The sequence below is a fragment of the Rhodococcus sp. KB6 genome (assembly GCF_001445685.1).
Lineage (GTDB): Bacteria > Actinomycetota > Actinomycetes > Mycobacteriales > Mycobacteriaceae > Rhodococcus_F > Rhodococcus_F qingshengii.
In genome coordinates this window covers 41,774-59,501 of record NZ_LNAK01000141.1, presented here as the reverse complement: position 1 = coordinate 59,501, position 17,728 = coordinate 41,774, and the positions used below count along the sequence as shown (strand labels likewise).

The 17,728-nt window shown below is 62.6% G+C and carries 16 protein-coding genes and 3 tRNA genes; 14 read left to right on the top strand and 5 right to left on the bottom strand.

All coding sequences use genetic code 11. From position 1 onward, the window contains the following. Window positions 1-85: 85 nt before the first annotated feature. The 3 genes from ASU23_RS24500 (at window position 86) to ASU23_RS24490 (ending at window position 2,553) form a co-directional block, all read left to right on the top strand. Window positions 86-781, top strand: a complete 696-nt coding sequence (locus ASU23_RS24500; RefSeq protein ID WP_007733333.1) for a TetR family transcriptional regulator — start codon at window positions 86-88, stop codon at window positions 779-781. Between the two features lie 35 nt (window positions 782-816). Next, window positions 817-1,656, top strand: a complete 840-nt coding sequence (locus ASU23_RS24495) for an alpha/beta fold hydrolase (protein ID WP_003945355.1) — start codon at window positions 817-819, stop codon at window positions 1,654-1,656. Window positions 1,657-1,731: 75 nt separating this feature from the next. Continuing rightward, a complete protein-coding gene (locus ASU23_RS24490; RefSeq protein ID WP_007733332.1) occupies window positions 1,732-2,553 on the top strand; it encodes an acyl-CoA thioesterase II in 822 nt (273 codons plus the stop codon). Here ASU23_RS24490 and ASU23_RS24485 read toward each other — a convergent pair. Next, the gene (locus tag ASU23_RS24485) at window positions 2,543-3,904 is read right to left on the bottom strand and encodes an MFS transporter (protein ID WP_058038879.1); all 1,362 of its coding nucleotides are present in this window, start codon (window positions 3,902-3,904) and stop codon (window positions 2,543-2,545) included. The two genes, ASU23_RS24490 and ASU23_RS24485, sit on opposite strands and share 11 nt — an antisense overlap. Window positions 3,905-4,032: 128 nt before the next feature. On the opposite strand from ASU23_RS24485, the gene ASU23_RS24480 reads away from it, so the two are divergent. The 5 genes from ASU23_RS24480 (at window position 4,033) to lysA (ending at window position 9,600) form a co-directional block, all read left to right on the top strand. Next, complete coding sequence (locus ASU23_RS24480; protein ID WP_042923881.1) at window positions 4,033-4,647, top strand: PadR family transcriptional regulator; 615 nt, start codon at window positions 4,033-4,035, stop codon at window positions 4,645-4,647. Next, complete coding sequence (locus ASU23_RS24475) at window positions 4,644-6,674, top strand: NADPH-dependent 2,4-dienoyl-CoA reductase (RefSeq protein WP_007733329.1); 2,031 nt, start codon at window positions 4,644-4,646, stop codon at window positions 6,672-6,674. Before ASU23_RS24480 ends, ASU23_RS24475 begins: the two co-directional genes overlap by 4 nt. 19 nt (window positions 6,675-6,693) lie before the next feature. Beyond that, window positions 6,694-7,497 (top strand): mycolate reductase, encoded by an 804-nt coding sequence (gene cmrA, locus ASU23_RS24470; protein WP_019749133.1) that lies wholly within the window; start codon window positions 6,694-6,696, stop codon window positions 7,495-7,497. A gap of 172 nt (window positions 7,498-7,669) precedes the next feature. Continuing rightward, window positions 7,670-8,209 (top strand): hypothetical protein, encoded by a 540-nt coding sequence (locus ASU23_RS24465; protein WP_253741462.1) that lies wholly within the window; start codon window positions 7,670-7,672, stop codon window positions 8,207-8,209. Between the two features lie 47 nt (window positions 8,210-8,256). After that, window positions 8,257-9,600 carry a diaminopimelate decarboxylase gene (gene lysA, locus ASU23_RS24460; RefSeq protein WP_058038878.1) on the top strand — a complete coding sequence of 448 codons (1,344 nt, stop codon included), beginning with the start codon at window positions 8,257-8,259 and terminating at the stop codon, window positions 9,598-9,600. A 19-nt stretch (window positions 9,601-9,619) separates the two neighbouring features. On the opposite strand, the gene ASU23_RS24455 is transcribed toward lysA, so the two are convergent. Continuing rightward, window positions 9,620-11,359, bottom strand: coding sequence for a helicase HerA-like domain-containing protein (locus tag ASU23_RS24455; protein WP_058038877.1), 1,740 nt, complete (start codon window positions 11,357-11,359; stop codon window positions 9,620-9,622). 120 nt (window positions 11,360-11,479) lie between these two features. Between ASU23_RS24455 and orn the strand changes: the two genes are divergently transcribed. Further along, the gene (gene orn, locus ASU23_RS24450; protein WP_024487359.1) at window positions 11,480-12,079 is read left to right on the top strand and encodes an oligoribonuclease; all 600 of its coding nucleotides are present in this window, start codon (window positions 11,480-11,482) and stop codon (window positions 12,077-12,079) included. 84 nt (window positions 12,080-12,163) lie between these two features. Next, window positions 12,164-12,236: transfer RNA gene (locus tag ASU23_RS24445), tRNA-His, on the top strand. Window positions 12,237-12,528: 292 nt separating this feature from the next. On the opposite strand, the gene ASU23_RS24440 is transcribed toward ASU23_RS24445, so the two are convergent. Further along, the gene (locus ASU23_RS24440; RefSeq protein WP_042923889.1) at window positions 12,529-12,939 is read right to left on the bottom strand and encodes a MerR family transcriptional regulator; all 411 of its coding nucleotides are present in this window, start codon (window positions 12,937-12,939) and stop codon (window positions 12,529-12,531) included. A gap of 55 nt (window positions 12,940-12,994) precedes the next feature. Here ASU23_RS24440 and ASU23_RS24435 point away from each other — a divergent pair, with 55 nt between their 5' ends. Continuing rightward, window positions 12,995-13,957: an oxidoreductase gene (locus ASU23_RS24435; RefSeq protein ID WP_058038876.1), complete on the top strand. Its 963-nt coding sequence runs from the start codon at window positions 12,995-12,997 to the stop codon at window positions 13,955-13,957. Between the two features lie 134 nt (window positions 13,958-14,091). On the opposite strand, the gene ASU23_RS24430 is transcribed toward ASU23_RS24435, so the two are convergent. Continuing rightward, on the bottom strand, window positions 14,092-15,327 hold the full coding sequence (locus ASU23_RS24430; protein ID WP_058038875.1) for an Ig-like domain-containing protein: 1,236 nt from the start codon (window positions 15,325-15,327) through the stop codon (window positions 14,092-14,094). A gap of 302 nt (window positions 15,328-15,629) precedes the next feature. Between ASU23_RS24430 and ASU23_RS24425 the strand changes: the two genes are divergently transcribed. The 3 genes from ASU23_RS24425 (at window position 15,630) to ASU23_RS24415 (ending at window position 17,410) form a co-directional block, all read left to right on the top strand. After that, window positions 15,630-15,702, top strand: a tRNA-Lys gene (locus ASU23_RS24425). Between the two features lie 111 nt (window positions 15,703-15,813). Further along, on the top strand, window positions 15,814-17,244 hold the full coding sequence (locus ASU23_RS24420) for an amidase (protein ID WP_058038874.1): 1,431 nt from the start codon (window positions 15,814-15,816) through the stop codon (window positions 17,242-17,244). 93 nt (window positions 17,245-17,337) lie between these two features. Continuing rightward, a tRNA-Lys gene (locus ASU23_RS24415) sits at window positions 17,338-17,410 on the top strand. A 66-nt stretch (window positions 17,411-17,476) separates the two neighbouring features. Here the strand turns inward: ASU23_RS24415 and ASU23_RS24410 are convergent. Then, window positions 17,477-17,698: a DUF3618 domain-containing protein gene (locus ASU23_RS24410; protein ID WP_007733292.1), complete on the bottom strand. Its 222-nt coding sequence runs from the start codon at window positions 17,696-17,698 to the stop codon at window positions 17,477-17,479. Window positions 17,699-17,728 lie beyond the last annotated feature (30 nt).

The window sequence follows — 17,728 nt, the reverse complement described above, 5'->3', positions numbered from 1 at the left end:
CACCGAAGATAGTGTGACAGGTGCACACAAGTACATGTCAACAAGAATGTGATCCGAGTTACACGAGTTGCCGAAAGGAGCCGGAATGCCTGTACCTACACTCGACGTCGTGACGAAGGCCGGACCGGTGAACCCAGAGCGCAGGGAACCCGACAACAGGGAGCCGGAAAGTCGTGCCGCAAAGAAGGAACGCACACGCCAAGCACTCCTGGACACTGCCATGGACCTCTCGGCCGATCGCGGCTTCGCCGGAATCAGCCTGCGAGAGGTAGCCAGGGAAGCCGGGATCGTTCCGACGGCGTTCTACCGCCACTTCGCTTCACTGGAGGACGTCGGTGTCGTCCTCGTCGAAGAGAGCATGCGCATGTTGCGCCAGATGCTGCGCGACGCAAGGCGTAATCCCAGCACCAAGGACGCCGCTACGTCACTGGGCATCCTTGTGCGACAAGTGCATACACACGAGCGACAGTTTCGCTTCCTCTGCCGCGAACGCTACAGCGGCGTCAGTGAGGTACGACGTGCGATAGCCACCGAAATGCGGTTGTTCGTCAGCGAACTGACCATCGACCTCTCCAGAATTGCCGGACTGGAAAGCTGGTCGACGGACGATCTGGAAATGGCTGCCGACCTGATCGTCTCGACGATGTTCAGCGCTGTCGTCGAACTGCTGGACGCCGGGACGGCCGGGTATCGCGACGAAGCCGCCGTCATCACACGAGCCGAGAAGCAACTGCGAGTCATCATGCTCGGAATGGCCACCTGGAATCCACCTCGAAACTGACCTCGGGTTCACCTTTTCGACGTACGGTGAGAGTCATGTCTTCCACGAGTACATACGAAATCCCCGTTGGCGACCTCACCTTCGACGTACTGATCTCGGGCCCGGACGACGGCATTCCGCTGGTAGCGCTGCACGGCTTCCCGGAGAGCGCCGCATCCTGGGGCAAGGTCACACCACTGCTCACCGCAGCGGGCTACCGCGTTATCGCACCGAATCAGCGCGGTTACTCCGCCGGCGCACGCCCCGAAGGGGTGGATGCCTACAAGATCGAGCACCTGGTAGCCGACGTCGTCGGATTGCTCGACGCACTCGGCCTGTCCGACGCGCATCTGGTCGGCCACGACTGGGGTTCGGCGGTCGCCTGGCAGGTCGCCGGTCGCCATCCGAACCGGATCCGCAGTCTGACCGCGATCTCGGTCCCCCACCCCACCGCCTTCGGCTGGGCACTCCGCGAGGACGAGGACCAAAAACAACGCTCGTCGTACATCGGACTTCTCCGACAGGAGGGCAAAGCCGAGGAAGTGTTGTCGGAGGACAACTTTCGCCGGCTGCGCGCCATGTTCGACGGCCAGATCGATCCTGAATTCGCCGACGAGCACATTCGTGTCCTGAGCGGGGAGGGCGCGCTGACCGGCGCCTTGAACTGGTACCGCGCGATGACCCGCGACTTCGGCGACATCGATCGCACCACCGTGCCGACCACGTATGTCTGGAGCACCGGCGACACAGCGCTCGGCCGCGCAGGCGCAGAACGCTGTGGTGAATTCGTGGACGCTCCCTACGAGTTCGTCGTGCTCGACGGCGGAAGTCACTGGATTCCGGAAGAGCGAGCCGAAGAGTTGGCCGAGGCGATCCTCGCACGTGCAGGATCCTGATCGCCGCGACGAATTCGGCTCTATGTATGTTGTCATACATAGAGCCGAATTGATTCCATCACCAGGAGTTCTGCGATGACCGAGACCGTTGCACCACCCCATCCTTTCGACGCTGCTGTCGGATTGACGCCACTCACCGCCGGCTTGTCGACCGGCGAGACCAATCCGGCGTACAACAACATGGTCGGGCCGTTCGGCGGCGTCACCGCTGCCACGTTGCTCGAATCTGTACTGAAGCACCCCGAACGCCTCGGCGATCCGCTGTCGTTGACCGTCAACTTTGCCGGTCCGATCACCGAGGGCGCCTTCGAGATCTCCGCCCGGCCGGTGCGCACCAACCGCTCGACGCAACACTGGTCCATCGAACTTTCTCAGGACGGAACCGTCGCCACTACCGCGACGGCAGTGTTCGGTACCAGGCGTGAAACCTGGTCGTCTACCGAGATCACGATGCCGGAAGTTCCGTCGGCCGAAGACGTTACGCTGCTGCCGTTCCCCGAGTTCATCGCCTGGGCACAGAACTACGAGATGCGCTTTGTCGAGGGTGCGATCCCCGACCTGGAGTCGGGCGAGCATCCCGACTCGACAACGACGCTCTGGGTGCGCGATCAACCGGCACGCGCTCTCGACTTCACGTCGCTGACCGCACTGTGCGATGTCTTCTTCCCACGAGTTTTCTTGCGCCGAGGCAAGATGGCTCCGGCTGGGACGGTCTCGATGACCATCTACTTCCACGCCGACGCTCAGACGCTGACCGAACAGGCAGACAATTCCGTGCTGGGAACCGCGCGGACCCAACGGTTCGGCAACGGGTACTTCGATCAGTCGGCCGAAATTTGGGGCAGTGACGGCGCATTGCTCGCTACGACACACCAGTTGGTCTACTTCAAGGATTGACGGGAAGCGCACTGTCCCCTTCCGGCGCCTTCACCATCGACAATGCGGCAAGGCCGACGCCGAGAACCACCAGCAGTCCGATGATGCCGGCACGGTCTGCACCGAAGAGCCATGCGAACAGGCCGAACAGTGTCGGTGCCAAAAACGACACTGCTCGGCCTGTGGTCGCATACAGGTCGAACATCTGACCTTCACGACCAGGCGGGGTGATGCGCGCCAGGAAGGTTCGTGCCGAAGACTGAGCGGGCCCGACGAAGAGGCAGAGCGCGAGACCGAAGATCCAGAACATCACCGGCCCTGACACCGCGATCAGGATCGCGCCGACCACGATCATCGACGCCAGCGAGACGGTGATGACCTGTTTCGGTCCGATCCGATCGTCGAAACGTCCGGCCACCAATGCACCGATTGCGGAAATCACGTTGGCCGCAACACCGAACAACAGCACGTCGGCCGCACTGATTCCGTAGACGTTGACAGCCAGCACGGCTCCGAAGGTGAACACGCCCGCGAGACCGTCACGAAAGAGCGCGCTCGCGATCAGGTACCAGATCGTGCGCCTGTCGACGTTCCAGAGTTCGCGCAGATCGCGCCACAACACCCGATAGGAGTCGAGGAACCCGGCCTTGGACGCTCCCGGATCGACCGCGGGGCTGGGCAACTCGGGAACCTTGAAGAACACCGGAATCGCGAAGACCGCGAACCACACTGCAGCCAGCAGTGCCACCATCCGGATGTTCATGCCGCCGTCGGTGGTCAATCCGAGGAATCCCCGAGTGTCGCCGTCGCCGACGATGAACCCGAAGTAGCACAGCAACAGCAGCACGATTCCGCCGAAATATCCCATGGCCCAGCCGAAGCCGGAGACTCTACCCAGATTCTCCGGTGTCGACACCTGCCGCATCATGGCGTTGTAGGGAACGCCGGCCAGTTCGAAGATCACCGAACCGATTGCGAGCAGAACCAATCCGAGCCACAGATAGCGGTAGTTGTCTTCGACGAAGTAGAGGCCCGCCATCGAGAGCACGGTGATGCCGGTCAGTATCGCGAGCGAGAGTTTACGTTTACCCGACGCATCGAAACGTTGTCCGGTGATCGGAGCGAGAATCGCGATGAAGAAGCCGGCGATTCCGAGTGCCCAGCTGAGCCACGTAGTTGCCGAAATCGTGCCGGGAAGGTCGTCACCGACCGCGTCGGTGAGATAAACCGAGAAGACGAACGTGAGGATCACTGCGTTGAATGCGGCCGATCCCCAATCCCACAGCCCCCATGCGAACACTTGACTCTTCGTGGCCGCACCGCCGATGCCTGCGGGTGGCTCTGCCTGCGTGCTCGTGGACTCGGCGCTCATACGGCGAAGCCTAACTGCGCGCGGGCGACTCGGCGCCTCTCTCCGAAGTCGACATACAAGACGCTCTATGCACCCGAGTTAGTACGCACTTAGTTGCATACGCACCTGAGTGCATAGATACTTTTTCCATGGCACTCGAACATGCGTTGCTCGTCTCCCTGTCCGAACAGGATGCGTCGGGATACGACCTCACACGCCGGTTCGACAAGTCGATCGGCTTCTTCCACAGCGCGACGCACCAGCAGATCTACCGAGTCCTCAAGCGAATGGACGAGGCAGGCTGGGTGGAGGTGGAGGCCATCGCGCAGGACGGCCGACCGGACAAGAAAATGTACCGCGTCAGCGATGCCGGCCGCGCCGAACTGACCCGATGGATCGCAGAGCCGTCCGAACCGAACCACCTGCGCAACGAGTTGGCCATCAAGATCAGGGCCGCTGCGCACGCCGATCTCCCCGCTCTACGACGCGAAGTCGCTCGCCACCGCGACGGCCACGCCGCCCGCCTCGACGTCTACCGACTCATCGAAAAGCGTGACTTCCCCAATCCAGCAGCGCTTTCCGGCTCTTCACTGCACCAGTACCTCGTACTTCGCGGCGGCATCCGCGTCGAGGAAGGATTCACCGACTGGTGCCAGGAAGTTCTGGACGCACTGCCCACTGGCGAGTACGCCACCGAAGACACTGGCGAGTACGCCACCGAAGACACTGGCGAGTACGCCACGGAAGGACATCTTCAGTCATGACGGATACACAGTTCCCCCGCCTGCTCGAACCGCTCGACCTCGGATTCACGACGCTGAAGAACCGCGTCGTCATGGGATCGATCCACACCGGCCTCGAAGATCGCGCGAAGGACACCGACCGCTTGGCCGAGTACTTCGCCGAACGTGCCCGTGGCGGAGTCGGCTTGATCATCACCGGCGGCTACGCGCCCAACCGCACCGGTTGGCTCTTACCCTTCGGTGCCAAGCTGACCAACCGCATCGAAGCGCGCCGTCACCGCCGGATCACCAAGGCGGTTCACGACGCGGGTGGAAAGATCGCCATGCAGATCCTGCACGCCGGCCGCTACAGCTACCAGCCGTTCAGTGTCTCCGCGTCGTCGATCAAGGCGCCCATCAATCCGTTCCGTCCGCGCAAGCTGACCGGCCGTGGGGTGCGTTGGCAGATCCGGAACTACGTTCGCTGCGCGCGTCTGGCCAAGTCCGCGGGTTACGACGGCGTCGAAATCATGGGCGGTGAGGGCTACTTCATCAACCAGTTCCTCTGCGAGCGCACGAACAAGCGCACCGACCAGTGGGGCGGCAGTTCCGAGAACCGTCGACGCATGGCAGTCGAAATCGTGCGACGCACACGCAAGGCCGTCGGCCCGAACTTCATCATCGTGTTCCGGTTGTCGATGGCAGACCTGGTCGAGGGCGGTCAGACCTGGGATGAAATCGTCTCGTTGGCAAAGGAAGTCGAAGCTGCCGGCGCCACGATCATCAACACCGACATCGGATGGCACGAGTCACGGGTGCCCACCATCGTCACCTCGGTTCCCCGAGCAGCCTTCGTGGACATCACGAGCAAGCTCGAGAAGCACGTCGACATTCCGGTAGCCGCCTCGAATCGGATCAACATGCCCGAGACTGCCGAAGAGATCCTCAACCGCGGTGACGCGCAGTTGATTTCGATGGCCAGGCCGATGCTCGCCGATCCCGACTGGGTGAACAAGGCCGAGCGCGGAGCGTCCGACGAGATCAACACGTGCATCGCCTGCAACCAAGCCTGCCTCGACCACGCCTTCGTTCACAAGCAGGTCTCCTGCCTGCTCAATCCGCGCGCGGGCCGTGAGACCACGCTGATCCTCTCCCCCACTCGGCGGACCAAGAATCTCGCCGTCGTCGGCGCCGGTCCTGCCGGACTTTCCGCAGCACTCAATCTTGCTCAGCGTGGTCATTCGGTCACGTTGTTCGAGGCCTCGGACAAGATCGGCGGACAGTTCGGGATCGCACAGCTCATTCCGGGTAAGGAAGAGTTCGCCGAAACCATTCGCTACTACACCCGCATGCTGGACGTGGCCGGAGTGACAGTCAAGCTCGAAACCCGCGTCGCACCAGCAGATCTCATCGGATCCTTCGACGAAGTGGTGGTTGCCACCGGCGTGACGCCGCGGGTTCCCAAGATCCCCGGCATCGAGAACCCGAAGGTGCTGACCTACGCCGAGGTCGTCCGAGAGGGCAAGCCCGTCGGCAAGTCCGTCGCCGTCATCGGTGCCGGCGGCATCGGCGTCGACGTGAGCGAATTCCTCACGCACCCCACTTCCCCCACTCTTCATCTCAAGGAGTGGAAGCAGGAATGGGGCGTCACCGAACCCGAAATGGCCCCGGGCGCTCTCACCACTCCGGTACCAGAGCTCTCCGAGCGGGAGGTCTACCTCCTCCAACGCAAGCCAGGACGCATCGGCGCCGGCCTCGCGAAGACCACCGGCTGGGTCCACCGGGCGGCCCTCAAGAACAAGGGCGTCCACGAGCTCTCGGGCGTCAACTACGAGCGCATCGACGACGCCGGCCTGCACATCACCTTCGGTGAGAAGCACGAGAAGCCCCGACTTCTCGAGGTCGACACCATCGTCATCTGCGCCGGGCAGGAGTCGGTTCGCGATCTAGTGGACGAACTGACCGTCGCGGGTGTGGTGACCCACATCATCGGCGGCGCGGATGTCGCTGGAGAACTCGACGCCAAGCGTGCCATCGAACAGGGCACACGACTGGCCGCGAAGATCTGACCGGCTACGCTGACTGATCGTGAGCCTGCCGACACCCACAACCACAGCCCGCGCCGTAGTGACCGGCGCCTCCTCCGGCATCGGAGAGGCACTGGCCGCTGATCTGGCATCACGCGGACACTCCCTGATCCTCGTTGCCCGTCGTGGCGAGGTCATGGAGGTCCTCGCCGAGAAGCTTCGCGCCGCGCACGGCGTTGAGGTGGAGGTCCGTGCATCGGACCTCTCCGACAGCGCGGCGCGTGCCGTTCTGGTCGAGGAACTCGGTGGCCGCGACATCAGCATCCTGTGCAACAACGCCGGTATCGCCACCTTCGGGCCGATCGCCGAGCTGGACCCGGCATACGAGCGCGACCAGGTCGAGCTCAACGCCGTTGCAGTGCACGATCTCACGCTGGCCGTGCTGCCGGGCATGCTCGCGCGCAAGTCCGGAGCCATCCTGATGGTCGGGTCCGCGGCCGGAAACATGCCGATCCCCAACAACGCGACGTACGCCGCCACCAAGGCGTTCGTGAACACCTTCGCGGAATCGTTGCGAGGTGAACTCAAGGGCACCGGAGTGAACGTCACCCTGCTCGCCCCAGGCCCCGTACGCACCGAAACCCCGGACCCGGCCGAAGCGTCGATCGTCGACAAGCTCGTCCCGGACTTCTTCTGGATCTCGAGCGAGTACACCGCCAAGGTCTCGCTCGACGGCCTGGCCGAGAACAAGATGCGCGTCGTACCGGGCATCTTGAGCAAGGCGATGTCCGTCGCGGGCGGTTACAGCCCGCGTGCCGTCGTTGCGCCGATCGTGGGCACGTTCTACAAGAAGCTCGGCGGCTGATTCACTCAAACTTCTCAGAGCAGGCCATAGCAGACCATATAGTCGGTTAATGGCGATACGAAGAACACTGTCAGTCGGGGCAATCCTTCTTTTGACCGGAGGGTTGCCCCTACTGCTGCCCACGGCAGCGAATGCATGTTCGTGCGCATCATCGGCTACCCCGGAAGAAGCCGTGAGCGTCTCCAGCACCGTTTTCCTCGGGACTCCGACGGAGAAAACTTCGGACGGGTTCGAGGACACCTACCTGTTCGACGTCAGCCGGGTCTACAAAGGCGATCTGGCATCGGTGACGTCGGTGGGGACACTCGCGAACGGGAACGGTTGTGGCACAAGCAACGTGCTCGGCACCGAGCAGCTGATGTTCGTTTCTGCGCCGTACGACGTCGACGCCGAGCACGAGGGGCACAGCTGCGGCCGGCTACCGAAACCGGGTTCGACATCCAAGCGGCGGTCGAGTCCGTGTACGGCGCCGGTTACGCCCCGAGTGCCGGCGGAACTCCGTCCGTTGGTGTGTCCGCCGACCGATCGACGGTCATCGGCGGAGGCGCCGCGGTGGCATTGCTCGCGGTGCTCGGTTGGTTCGGATGGAGGCGGCGGCGGGCACAGTGAGTCCACGGGCACAGTGCCGAGGCCGTCAGAGCCGCGTCAACCTCGTTCGGCGGCGCGTCAAGTAAGCGTCAAGATCCGCCCCACCGGTGATCTTCGGGAGTAGATCTGAAAGTAGCCCGCAACACGGCGGGTCACCTTCAGGAGATCGACGTGACGCTACTCGAAATCTTCCCCTCCCTACGCGGCGCAATGACACCGCGTATGGATCCTGCGTTGTGGCCCATCAGTACTCGCCACGACCACAGCGGGCGTGTCTGCATCGGCGACGTCTCCCTCGAAGAGATCGCGGACCAGTACGGCACACCGACGTACGTCGTCGACGAGGCGGACGTGCGGCACCGCTGCCGCACGTATCGAGAGATCTTCCCCGACTCGGAGATCGTGTACGCCGGCAAGGCACTGATGATTCGAGCGATGGCTACCTGGGTCTCCGACGAGGGACTCGGGGTGGATGTCTGTTCCGCCGGTGAACTCGCCGTCGCGCTTGCCGCGGGCGTGGACCCCCATCGAATCATCCTGCACGGCAATGCCAAATCGGTTTCCGAACTGAGGGCGGCGGTCAACGCGGGTGTCGGCCGGATCGTCCTCGACTCCCCCAGCGAAGCGGTACGGCTCGCGTCGGTGTGCACCCACCGACAGAAGGTGTTGGTCAGAGTCACACCCGGCATCGACATACACGGACACAAGGCAGTATCCACGGGCATCGTGGACCAAAAGTTCGGCCTACCAGCGTTTTCCGAAGAACTGGAACGTACGGTATCCGTCGTCGCCAACGCGACGCACCTGCAGCTCATCGGCCTGCATTGCCATCTCGGCTCCCAGATCACCGATCCCGAACTCTTCCGCCCCGCGATCGAGACGATGATCGCACAGATGGACGACATACGACGCACGCATCGAATCATCCTCACCGAACTCGATCTCGGCGGTGGCCATGGGATCGCCTACGTGCCGGGAGATGCCCAATTGGATCTGACCCGCCTCGCTCACGTCATCGACGAAACTCTCGACGACGCGTGCACCCGAAACCGCTTCCCTCGCCCCGAAATCGTGCTCGAGCCTGGCCGAGCGATCGCTGCGCGGGCCGGAGTCACGCTCTATCGCGTACAGAACATCAAGTCGATCAGCGGGGGACGAACCTTCGTCTCCGTCGACGGCGGGATGAGCGACAACCCTCGGGTGTCGTTGTACGACAGCCACTACGACGTCGAACTGGTGAACCGACATTCGCGCGCACCGCTCCAGGAAGTCACCGTCGCCGGGCGCCACTGCGAATCGGGCGACGAAATTGCCGTCGGAGCAAGGCTTCCCGCCGACCTACATGAAGGTGACCTGTTGGCAGTGCCGTGTACGGGCGCATACCACCACAGCATGGCCTCCACCTACAACAGCGTCGGCCGGCCGCCGGTCGTCGCCGTGCTGGGCGGGATTGCGCGGCCGTTGATCAGGCGCGAATCGATCAACGACCTGCTGGCCCGCGAGGTCGGCATCTGACCTCGCGGGCGCCTGAGCCTCAGCGCCTGCGGCGACTACCGGTGCCGAAGATGTTTCGCGAAATCTCGCGTCCCGCAGCCGAAGCCGCCGAGCGCAGGAAACTCTTGACAGCCGAGTTGCCCAAGATCTGCTCGGCGATGTTGGGGCCCTCCGGCTCGGCCGGCGGCGGTGGCGGCAGATCGGGCAGCGACGGAAGATCCAGGGACTGATCCGCTGTCGGAGCACCGGCCACCTTGGCCGTCAGCTTCTCGTACGCCGACTCGCGGTCGATGGTCTGGCCGTACTTCTGATTCAGCGGACTCGACGACGCGGCCGCCTTGATCGCGTCGTTGCCGATGGTGTCCATCAGCGACCTCGGCGGACGAATCTTGGTCCAGGCCACCGGCGTCGGCGCACCCTTTTCCGAGAGTACGGTCACGATGGCTTCACCGATGCCGAGTGAAGTCAGTGCCTTTTCCAGGTCGTAGTGCTCGGTTTTCGGGTACGTGCGGACGGTCTTGTTGAGGGCTTTCTGATCGTCGGGCGTGAAGGCACGCAGGGCGTGCTGAACCCGCGCACCCAACTGTGACAGCACCGAATTCGGAATGTCGGTCGGAAGTTGCGTGCAGAAGAACACACCGACGCCCTTGGAACGAATGAGCTTGACCGTCTGTTCCACCTGCTGAAGGAAGGCCTTCGACGCGTCCGCGAACAGAAGGTGCGCCTCGTCGAAGATGAACACGAGCTTCGGCTTGTCCAGATCTCCCTCTTCGGGCAGCGTCTGGAACAGGTCCGCGAGCACCCACATCAGGAAGGTGGAGAACATTGCCGGGCGCGCCGCCTGGGCACCGAGTTCGAACAGCGTGATCACACCGGCACCGCCGACGACACGCAGCAGATCCTCGGTTTCGAGTTCCGGTTCACCGAAGAAGGTGTCACCACCATCTGCTTCGAGGTTGACCAACGCGCGCAGAATCACTCCCGCCGTCGCCGAGGAAACTCCGCCGATACCCTTCAGATCGGCCTTGCCCTCAGCGCTCGTCAGGTGCGCGATGACCGAACGCAGATCCTTGAGGTCCAGCAGGGCCAGGCCCTGAGTGTCGGCCCAGTGGAAGATCAGCCCTAGAGTCGACTCCTGGGTCTCGTTGAGGCCCAACACTTTACTGAGCAGGATCGGCCCGAAACTGGTGATGGTCGCGCGCACCGGGATACCGATTCCGTCCGTTCCCAACGACAAGAACTCGACTGGCATCCCAGCGGGAGTCCACGAATCGTCGCCCGTCTCGACTGCGCGAGCCTTCATCTTCTCGCTCGGATCCCCCGCCTTCGACAGACCCGAGAGATCGCCCTTGACGTCGGCCATCACAACCGGCACACCCGCGGCGGACAGCTGCTCGGCGATGCCCTGCAACGTCTTGGTCTTGCCGGTACCCGTCGCACCGGCGATCAGACCGTGACGGTTGATCGTCGCCAACGGAATCCGCACCCGTGCGGTGGGATCTGCCACACCGTCGATCACCACCGAGCCGAGCTCGAGTGCCCGCCCCTCGGATGAATAGCCCGCCGCGATTTCAGCGGCAGCACCCGAGGGCACCTGAGCAGCGGGGGTGGCTCCGGCCGATGCTTCGGCCTCGGCGGCAGCCGCTTCCTTCTCTGCTTCCTCAGCTGCTGCAGCGGCTTCAGCTGCAATCCGAGCGGCTTCGGCAGCGGCAGCCTTGGCAGCTTTCGCCTTCTCCGCCGGCGTCGGCGGCGCTGCTCCGTCCTTCGGATCCACGGTCATCGAAAAGCCCTCCTCGTTGCAATGCGGCGAAGTTCTTGTCATCACCCGAACGCCGTCTCACACACGTCGAGTTTCCACCGCAGACCTTATCCCGCGCCCGCGCACACTACTGTGTTCCTGGTGCAGGACAAATTGGTATGGATCGATTGTGAAATGACCGGGCTGCGACTCGAGTCGGACAAACTCATCGAGATTGCGGCTCTGGTGACCGACAGCGACTTGAACATCTTGGGCGAAGGTGTGGACATCGTCATCCACGCCGACGACGACGCGTTGGCTGCAATGCCCGACGTCGTGAAGAAGATGCACGCAAAGTCGGGACTGACCGAAGAGGTTCGTAAGTCGACGGTCACCCTCGCCGAGGCGGAGAAAGAGGTGCTCGCGTACATCCGCAAGCACGTTCCCGTCGCCGGTACGGCTCCCTTGGCGGGTAATTCAATCGCCACCGACCGCGGATTCATCTCACGGGACATGACGGCACTGGACACATACCTGCACTACCGGATGATCGACGTCAGCTCCATCAAAGAACTCTCCCGCCGCTGGTACCCGCGAATCTACTTCGGCCAGCCCGAAAAAGGTCTCGCCCACCGGGCACTCGCCGACATCAAGGAATCCATCCGCGAACTCAAGTACTACCGCGGCACTGCATTCGTCGCGGCGCCCGGACCGTCGAGCGCGGAGATTGCAGCCGTCGTAGAGGGCTTGGGTCCCGCCTGACCTGCCGATTGGCTTCCTGACCGACTTTCGCGCTAGTATCTCTTTCGTCAAAGCAGCCGGGTCAAACCGGTGGCCGAGGCAATGGTGGGCGTAGTTCAGTTGGTAGAGCACCAGGTTGTGATCCTGGCTGTCGCGGGTTCGAGTCCCGTCGCTCACCCAAGCGGAACCCCCGAAGGTGTCGAAAGACATTTTCGGGGGTTCTTTTGGTTTGTGCGCCAGCCCCAATCTCCCCTTCCACAGCCGGGTGAACGTATCGCTCCCCTTCTCTGACGGGGGCAGCGATACGTTCACCCGAAGTGGGTGGGGTGGCGACCGCGACAAATCGCGCGCTCCCGAGCAACCCGTGCCCGAGCTGAGCGAACGTATCTCTGGTCGCTTCAGATAGACCGAAAGCCACTTTCGCTCACATCGGGGTAGCTGGAATTCGCCGCAATTGGCCCAGCCGTCGATCACTCGGGCGACGGTTCCGGCTCCCAGACACCTACGACGGTCCCCTCGCGAACATGTCGCTCGTACGCCGAAACCTTGTCGTGGATGACGTTCAGGTTTTCCTGCATCGCAGCGATCCTGGATCGAATCAACTCCTCATGCGACTGTAAAAGTGAAAGCCGCTCTTTCTCGTTTCCCGGCCCTGACCTGACGAGAGCGGCGAATTCGCGGATCGTGGCGATCGGCATACCCGAGTCTCGGAAGCGATTGCACAGCTTCAACCAAGAGACATCGCTTTCGGAGTAGACCCGACGCCCACCTGCCGAGCGCGCCACCTCGTGAACGAGCAATTCCTCACGTTCGAAGTATCGAAGGGAATCGATACTGATTCCGGTCTGGACAGCGACGTCACCGATTGACAGTTCGCGCATTGCCTGGCGACCTTTCCTTGACCTGGAGTGCACTCCAGATTTTACGGTCGCAGTCATGAATTCCATCCAGCGCAAAATCAACACCGGATTCTCCCGAGTCTCCACTGCCGACGACGTACTTGCCGGACAAGATTTAACGGGCACTACGGTTTTGGTCACTGGCGGGTACTCCGGACTGGGATATGAGGTTTCGCAGTCACTTTCTTCGGTCGGGGCGCGAGTTGTAGTTCTTGCCCGCCGACCAGAACAGGCACGGAGCGCGGTGGCCGACCTTCCGGGTATCGAAGTGCGAGCGTGCGACCTGTCGGACCCGAGCAGTGTCAGATCGTGTGCGCGAGAAATTCTCGAATCCCGGATCACTCCGGACATCATCATCTGCAATGCGGGGGTCATGGCCTGCCCGGAACTCCGTGTCGGCTCCGGCTGGGAATCACAATTCGCGATCAATCACCTCGGGCACTTTGTACTGGTGAACCTGCTTGTGCCAGCCATGCCCGCAAACGGCTCTCGCGTCGTAGCGGTCTCGTCGGCGGGACATTTTCTGTCGGGAGTGCGTTGGAATGACATACATTTCCGCAACGGTTACGACCGCTGGCTTGCGTACGGTCAAGCCAAGACTGCCAATGCTCTATTCGCTGTACAGCTGGCGAGCTCCGGTGCTTCACGCGGTATCAGTGCGTTCTCCGTCCATCCCGGGAGCATCCTCACTCCCCTTCAACGTCACTTCTCTGCATCGGAGAAACACGATCTCGGATGGACGACGCCGAATGGCGACGCCGTGCCGGGGTTCAAGACTCCCTCCCAGGGCGCCGCTACAACGGTGTGGGCAGCGACGGCACCGATACTCGCCGATCACTCCGGCGCGTATCTCCAGGACTGCAACATCGCGGACGTCGCGCAGACTGATGACATGAGCGTCGGCGGAGTGAAACCTTGGGCTACCGATCCCGCCGACGCACGCAGATTGTGGGCACTGTCCGCTGAGATGACCGGAGTGGACGCGTTCGGTCGACGCTGACACCGAGCGAACGTACCTCCCGTCGCCTCAGATAGACCGAGAGGCACTTTCGCTCACAAAAGGTGTGCAGATGCAGAAATGCCCCCAACCGGACGGTCGGGGGCATTCTGGCGTTCAGCGCTTCAGGAACGCACTCAGACGTCCGCGTTGCCGGTCTTCCAGACGCTCCAGGGGATGTTCCAGTCACCGAGGCCGTCGGTGCCGGAGAGAGTGCCGCCGACGGTGTTCTTGACGACGACGATGTCCCCACGCTTGGTGTTGTCGTAGACCCACTTGGCGTTGGACGGGCTCAGGTTGAGGCAGCCGTGACTGGTGTTGGAGTAGCCCTGCTGCCCGACCGACCACGGCGCCGAGTGGAAGAAGATACCGCTGTAGGACATTCGGGTCGCCCAGTCGACGGGGGTCTTGTAACCCTGCGCCGAGGTGACCGGGACGCCGTACGTGGACGAGTCCATGATCATGTTCGCGAAGCGGTCACCGATGATGTAGACGCCGTTGTCGGTAGGAGTGCTGTCCTTGCCCATGGAGGTGGGCATGGTCATGACAGTCTCACCGTTGACCTGGAAAGTGACCTGCTTGGTGTTGTCGTCCGCCGTGGCGATGACGGCATCACCGATGGTGAAGGAACTCTTCGCGTCTTCCTGCCCGAAGACTCCCTTGCCGAGATTGCGCCCGTACACGTTGACGCTCACGTCGACCTTGGTGCCCGGTGCCCAGTAGTTCTCCGGACGCCAACGGACCTCACGATTGTTGACCCAGTAGAACGCACCTTCGACGGCCGGAGTCGTGGTGACGGTGATCGCAGCTTCGGCAGCCTTGCGATCGGGGATGTTCTCGTCGAACTGCACCGCGATGGGCTGACCGATGCCGACCACGTCACCCTCGTTGGGCAAGACATACGGCTTGGTGACGTTGCCGGGCGCGCTGGTGGTGAAGGACGTGACCGTCGTACTGGCGCCACCCAATCCGAATGCGCGGGCCTCGATTTTGTACTTGCGGTTGTAGCCGAGTGGCTCGGTGGTGGTCCACGACGCACCGTCGGCAGCAATCGCGCCGGCAACTGCCTTGCCGTCCTGATTGACCATCGTCACGTCGGACAGAGCGCCGTCAGCGACGTTGATCTTGACCGGGTCGCCCGGCGAGAAGCCGACAGCGCCGTCGGCAGCGGTCGAGCTGAGTTTCGGCTTGATGAGTTCGGTGAGCGGATTGGAATCGATCGGCGCCGACCCTTCGGTACTGACGTCCTTGCCGCCCGACGTGCACGCGGTCATCAGAACGAGAGCACCGAGAGACGCCGCGATCATCGCCGCGCCCTTCGACGCTCGACCGTTCCCCCCGCGCACGGACAGACCCCACCTTTGACGACTCATCGTTCGACTCCGCTTCACAATTTCTCCGACTAACTTCCGCGTCACATGCGAATCCCACTTACCGGAAGGCAAGTGGGACTTGCGGTATGACTGCGCTGCACCAATGATGCCAGGCGCGCTCGTTACCAACGGTCATGAAAGGCCACGCCGTCAGTAACGTTCAAGTATCAATCGCTCCGAACCGTCCGTTTTGTTACCGCTTTCAGCGGATTTCCTCCGATCGGACTACAGCGGTGACGCCTTCACCTGGCGATTTGCTCCCGAACCGGCGATTCGGCTAATGTTCTGTCTCGCAAGAGCGAGCGCCTATAGCTCAGTTGGTAGAGCAAGTGACTCTTAATCACTGGGTCCGGGGTTCGAGTCCCTGTGGGCGCACTTGCAAAGGTCCCCACCTTCTTCGGAAGGTGGGGATTTTTCTTTGTGTCGTGGTGGACAGGTTGTGGTGAATAGACTTCACAGTTATCGGAACCACGGCCTGGAGGATTGATGACCGAGCGCGAAACCACACCGGGCAGCGAGCTGGCATTTGCCGGGGTTGCGGGTCAGGCCGCTCTGATCCGGTCCGGAGAATTATCGGCCCGCGAGCTCACCGAGAACACACTTCGCCGTATCGAACGCCTCGATTCGACGCTCAATGCTTTTGTGCGAGTTCTCGCAGACGAAGCGCTCGACGAAGCGACACGTCTCGATCAGCGCCAGGCCGACGGCCACAGCCTGGGCCCACTGCACGGAGTTCCGATCGCGATCAAAGACGAGAACGACGTCGCCGGAACGCCGACGACGTACGGCGGTGCGGCAGCAACTCGCATCGCATCGGCCGATTCAGAGGTCGTCCGGCGGTTGCGCGAGGCCGGCGCGGTGATCGTCGGCAAGACGACGATGCCCGAGTTCGGCATCTGGCCCTTCACGGAGACTGCTGCAAACGGCTACACCAGAAACCCTTGGGACACCGGCGTATCCACGGGCGGATCGAGCGGAGGATCTGCGTCGGCCGTCGCGTCAGGCATGGTCGCAGCGGCAATCGGTGGCGACGGCGGCGGTTCCATCCGACTGCCTTCGGCGTTCTGCGGGTTGTTCGGACTCAAACCGCAGCGCGGTCGGGTGAGCACCGCGCCGAACCGCAACCTCTGGCGCGGACTCGGCACGCTAGGCCCTCTCACTCGTTCCGTCGAGGACAGCGCGCTCGTGTACGACGCGATCACCGGTACCACCGGGACCGACGACTACACAGCCGAAACGCTCCGCACCAGCTTTGCCGAGTCAGCCGCGTCGGCGCCCGGGCCGCTTCGCATTGCAGTGTCCACCCGGAGTCCGGTCCGGCGCGTCCGCCCGTCCCCGGAGGTCGTTGCCGCGGTGCATTCGATCGCAGAGATGTTGAGCGCGTTGGGACATCACGTCGAAGAACACGACCCCGAGTACCCGGACGCAACTGCAGCATTTCTCCCGCAGGTACTCGGCGGCGTCCGCGACGAAGCACTGCGCGTCGATCATCCGGCGCTCCTCGAAAAGCGCACGCGCGCACTCGCGTCCATCGGCCGGATAGCCGCTCCCGCGCGCGTCGGGAAATTCGCTTACCGCAAAGGTGAGCGAATCGCAGCGACGGTCAACCAGGTCTTCGACACCTTCGACCTGGTCCTGATGCCGACCACGCCCGCGCTGCCACGCCCGATCGGACAACTCGAAGGAACCGGCCTTCTGTCAGCAGTCCGCAAGGCGTTGCCGATCGCCGCCTACTGTTCGATCTGGAATGTCTGCGGCAACCCGGCGGCCGCTGTGCCCGCCGGGTTCTCCGAACGCGGACTCCCCCTGAGCGTCCAACTGGTCGGGCGCAGCGGTGGTGAACCGACGATTCTCGCCGTCGCACAGCAGTTGGAAAGCACCGTCCGCTGGCCGGATTCGCACCCTCCACACTCGTGAATTCCGGAAGCGATGTAACCATCGTCACCACGATGAACACGCGTTTTGCAAACTCCTGAGCCTGTCGGCTAATGTTCTGTCTCGCAAGAGCGAGCGCCTATAGCTCAGTTGGTAGAGCAAGTGACTCTTAATCACTGGGTCCGGGGTTCGAGTCCCTGTGGGCGCACTTGCAAGAAGGCCCCCACCTCACCAGGTGGGGGCCTTCTTCATGTTCTGTCTTCGACAACTCGGGTCAGCGAATGATCTTCCGGACCACGAGTATTCCCACCACTGAACCGACTGCGATCAGCGCGTACTTCACTGCCGGCTCGTTGAGCTTGGCGAGCACCGTCTTCTTGGTGTTCTCGACCAGCCGCTTCGGGTTGGTGCGGACCGTCAGTTCGTCGAGTGTGCTCGCGAGCTGGTTACGCGCCTTCTCGATCTCGCGTTCGATGCTCTCGGTGTCCCTGGGCACGTGTCCTCCAACTTGTCTGTGTTCTGCTGC

What these genes read in the sequence shown, in the direction of transcription:
- ASU23_RS24500 (WP_007733333.1), top strand. Translation starts at nt 86, where the DNA reads ATGCCTGTACCTACACTCGACGTCGTGACGAAGGCCGGACCGGTGAAC.
- ASU23_RS24495 (WP_003945355.1), top strand. Translation starts at nt 817, where the DNA reads ATGTCTTCCACGAGTACATACGAAATCCCCGTTGGCGACCTCACCTTC.
- ASU23_RS24490 (WP_007733332.1), top strand. Translation starts at nt 1,732, where the DNA reads ATGACCGAGACCGTTGCACCACCCCATCCTTTCGACGCTGCTGTCGGA.
- ASU23_RS24485 (WP_058038879.1), bottom strand. Translation starts at nt 3,904, where the DNA reads ATGAGCGCCGAGTCCACGAGCACGCAGGCAGAGCCACCCGCAGGCATC.
- ASU23_RS24480 (WP_042923881.1), top strand. Translation starts at nt 4,033, where the DNA reads ATGGCACTCGAACATGCGTTGCTCGTCTCCCTGTCCGAACAGGATGCG.
- ASU23_RS24475 (WP_007733329.1), top strand. Translation starts at nt 4,644, where the DNA reads ATGACGGATACACAGTTCCCCCGCCTGCTCGAACCGCTCGACCTCGGA.
- ASU23_RS24455 (WP_058038877.1), bottom strand. Translation starts at nt 11,359, where the DNA reads ATGACCGTGGATCCGAAGGACGGAGCAGCGCCGCCGACGCCGGCGGAG.
- ASU23_RS24440 (WP_042923889.1), bottom strand. Translation starts at nt 12,939, where the DNA reads ATGCGCGAACTGTCAATCGGTGACGTCGCTGTCCAGACCGGAATCAGT.
- ASU23_RS24435 (WP_058038876.1), top strand. Translation starts at nt 12,995, where the DNA reads ATGAATTCCATCCAGCGCAAAATCAACACCGGATTCTCCCGAGTCTCC.
- ASU23_RS24430 (WP_058038875.1), bottom strand. Translation starts at nt 15,327, where the DNA reads ATGAGTCGTCAAAGGTGGGGTCTGTCCGTGCGCGGGGGGAACGGTCGA.
- ASU23_RS24420 (WP_058038874.1), top strand. Translation starts at nt 15,814, where the DNA reads ATGACCGAGCGCGAAACCACACCGGGCAGCGAGCTGGCATTTGCCGGG.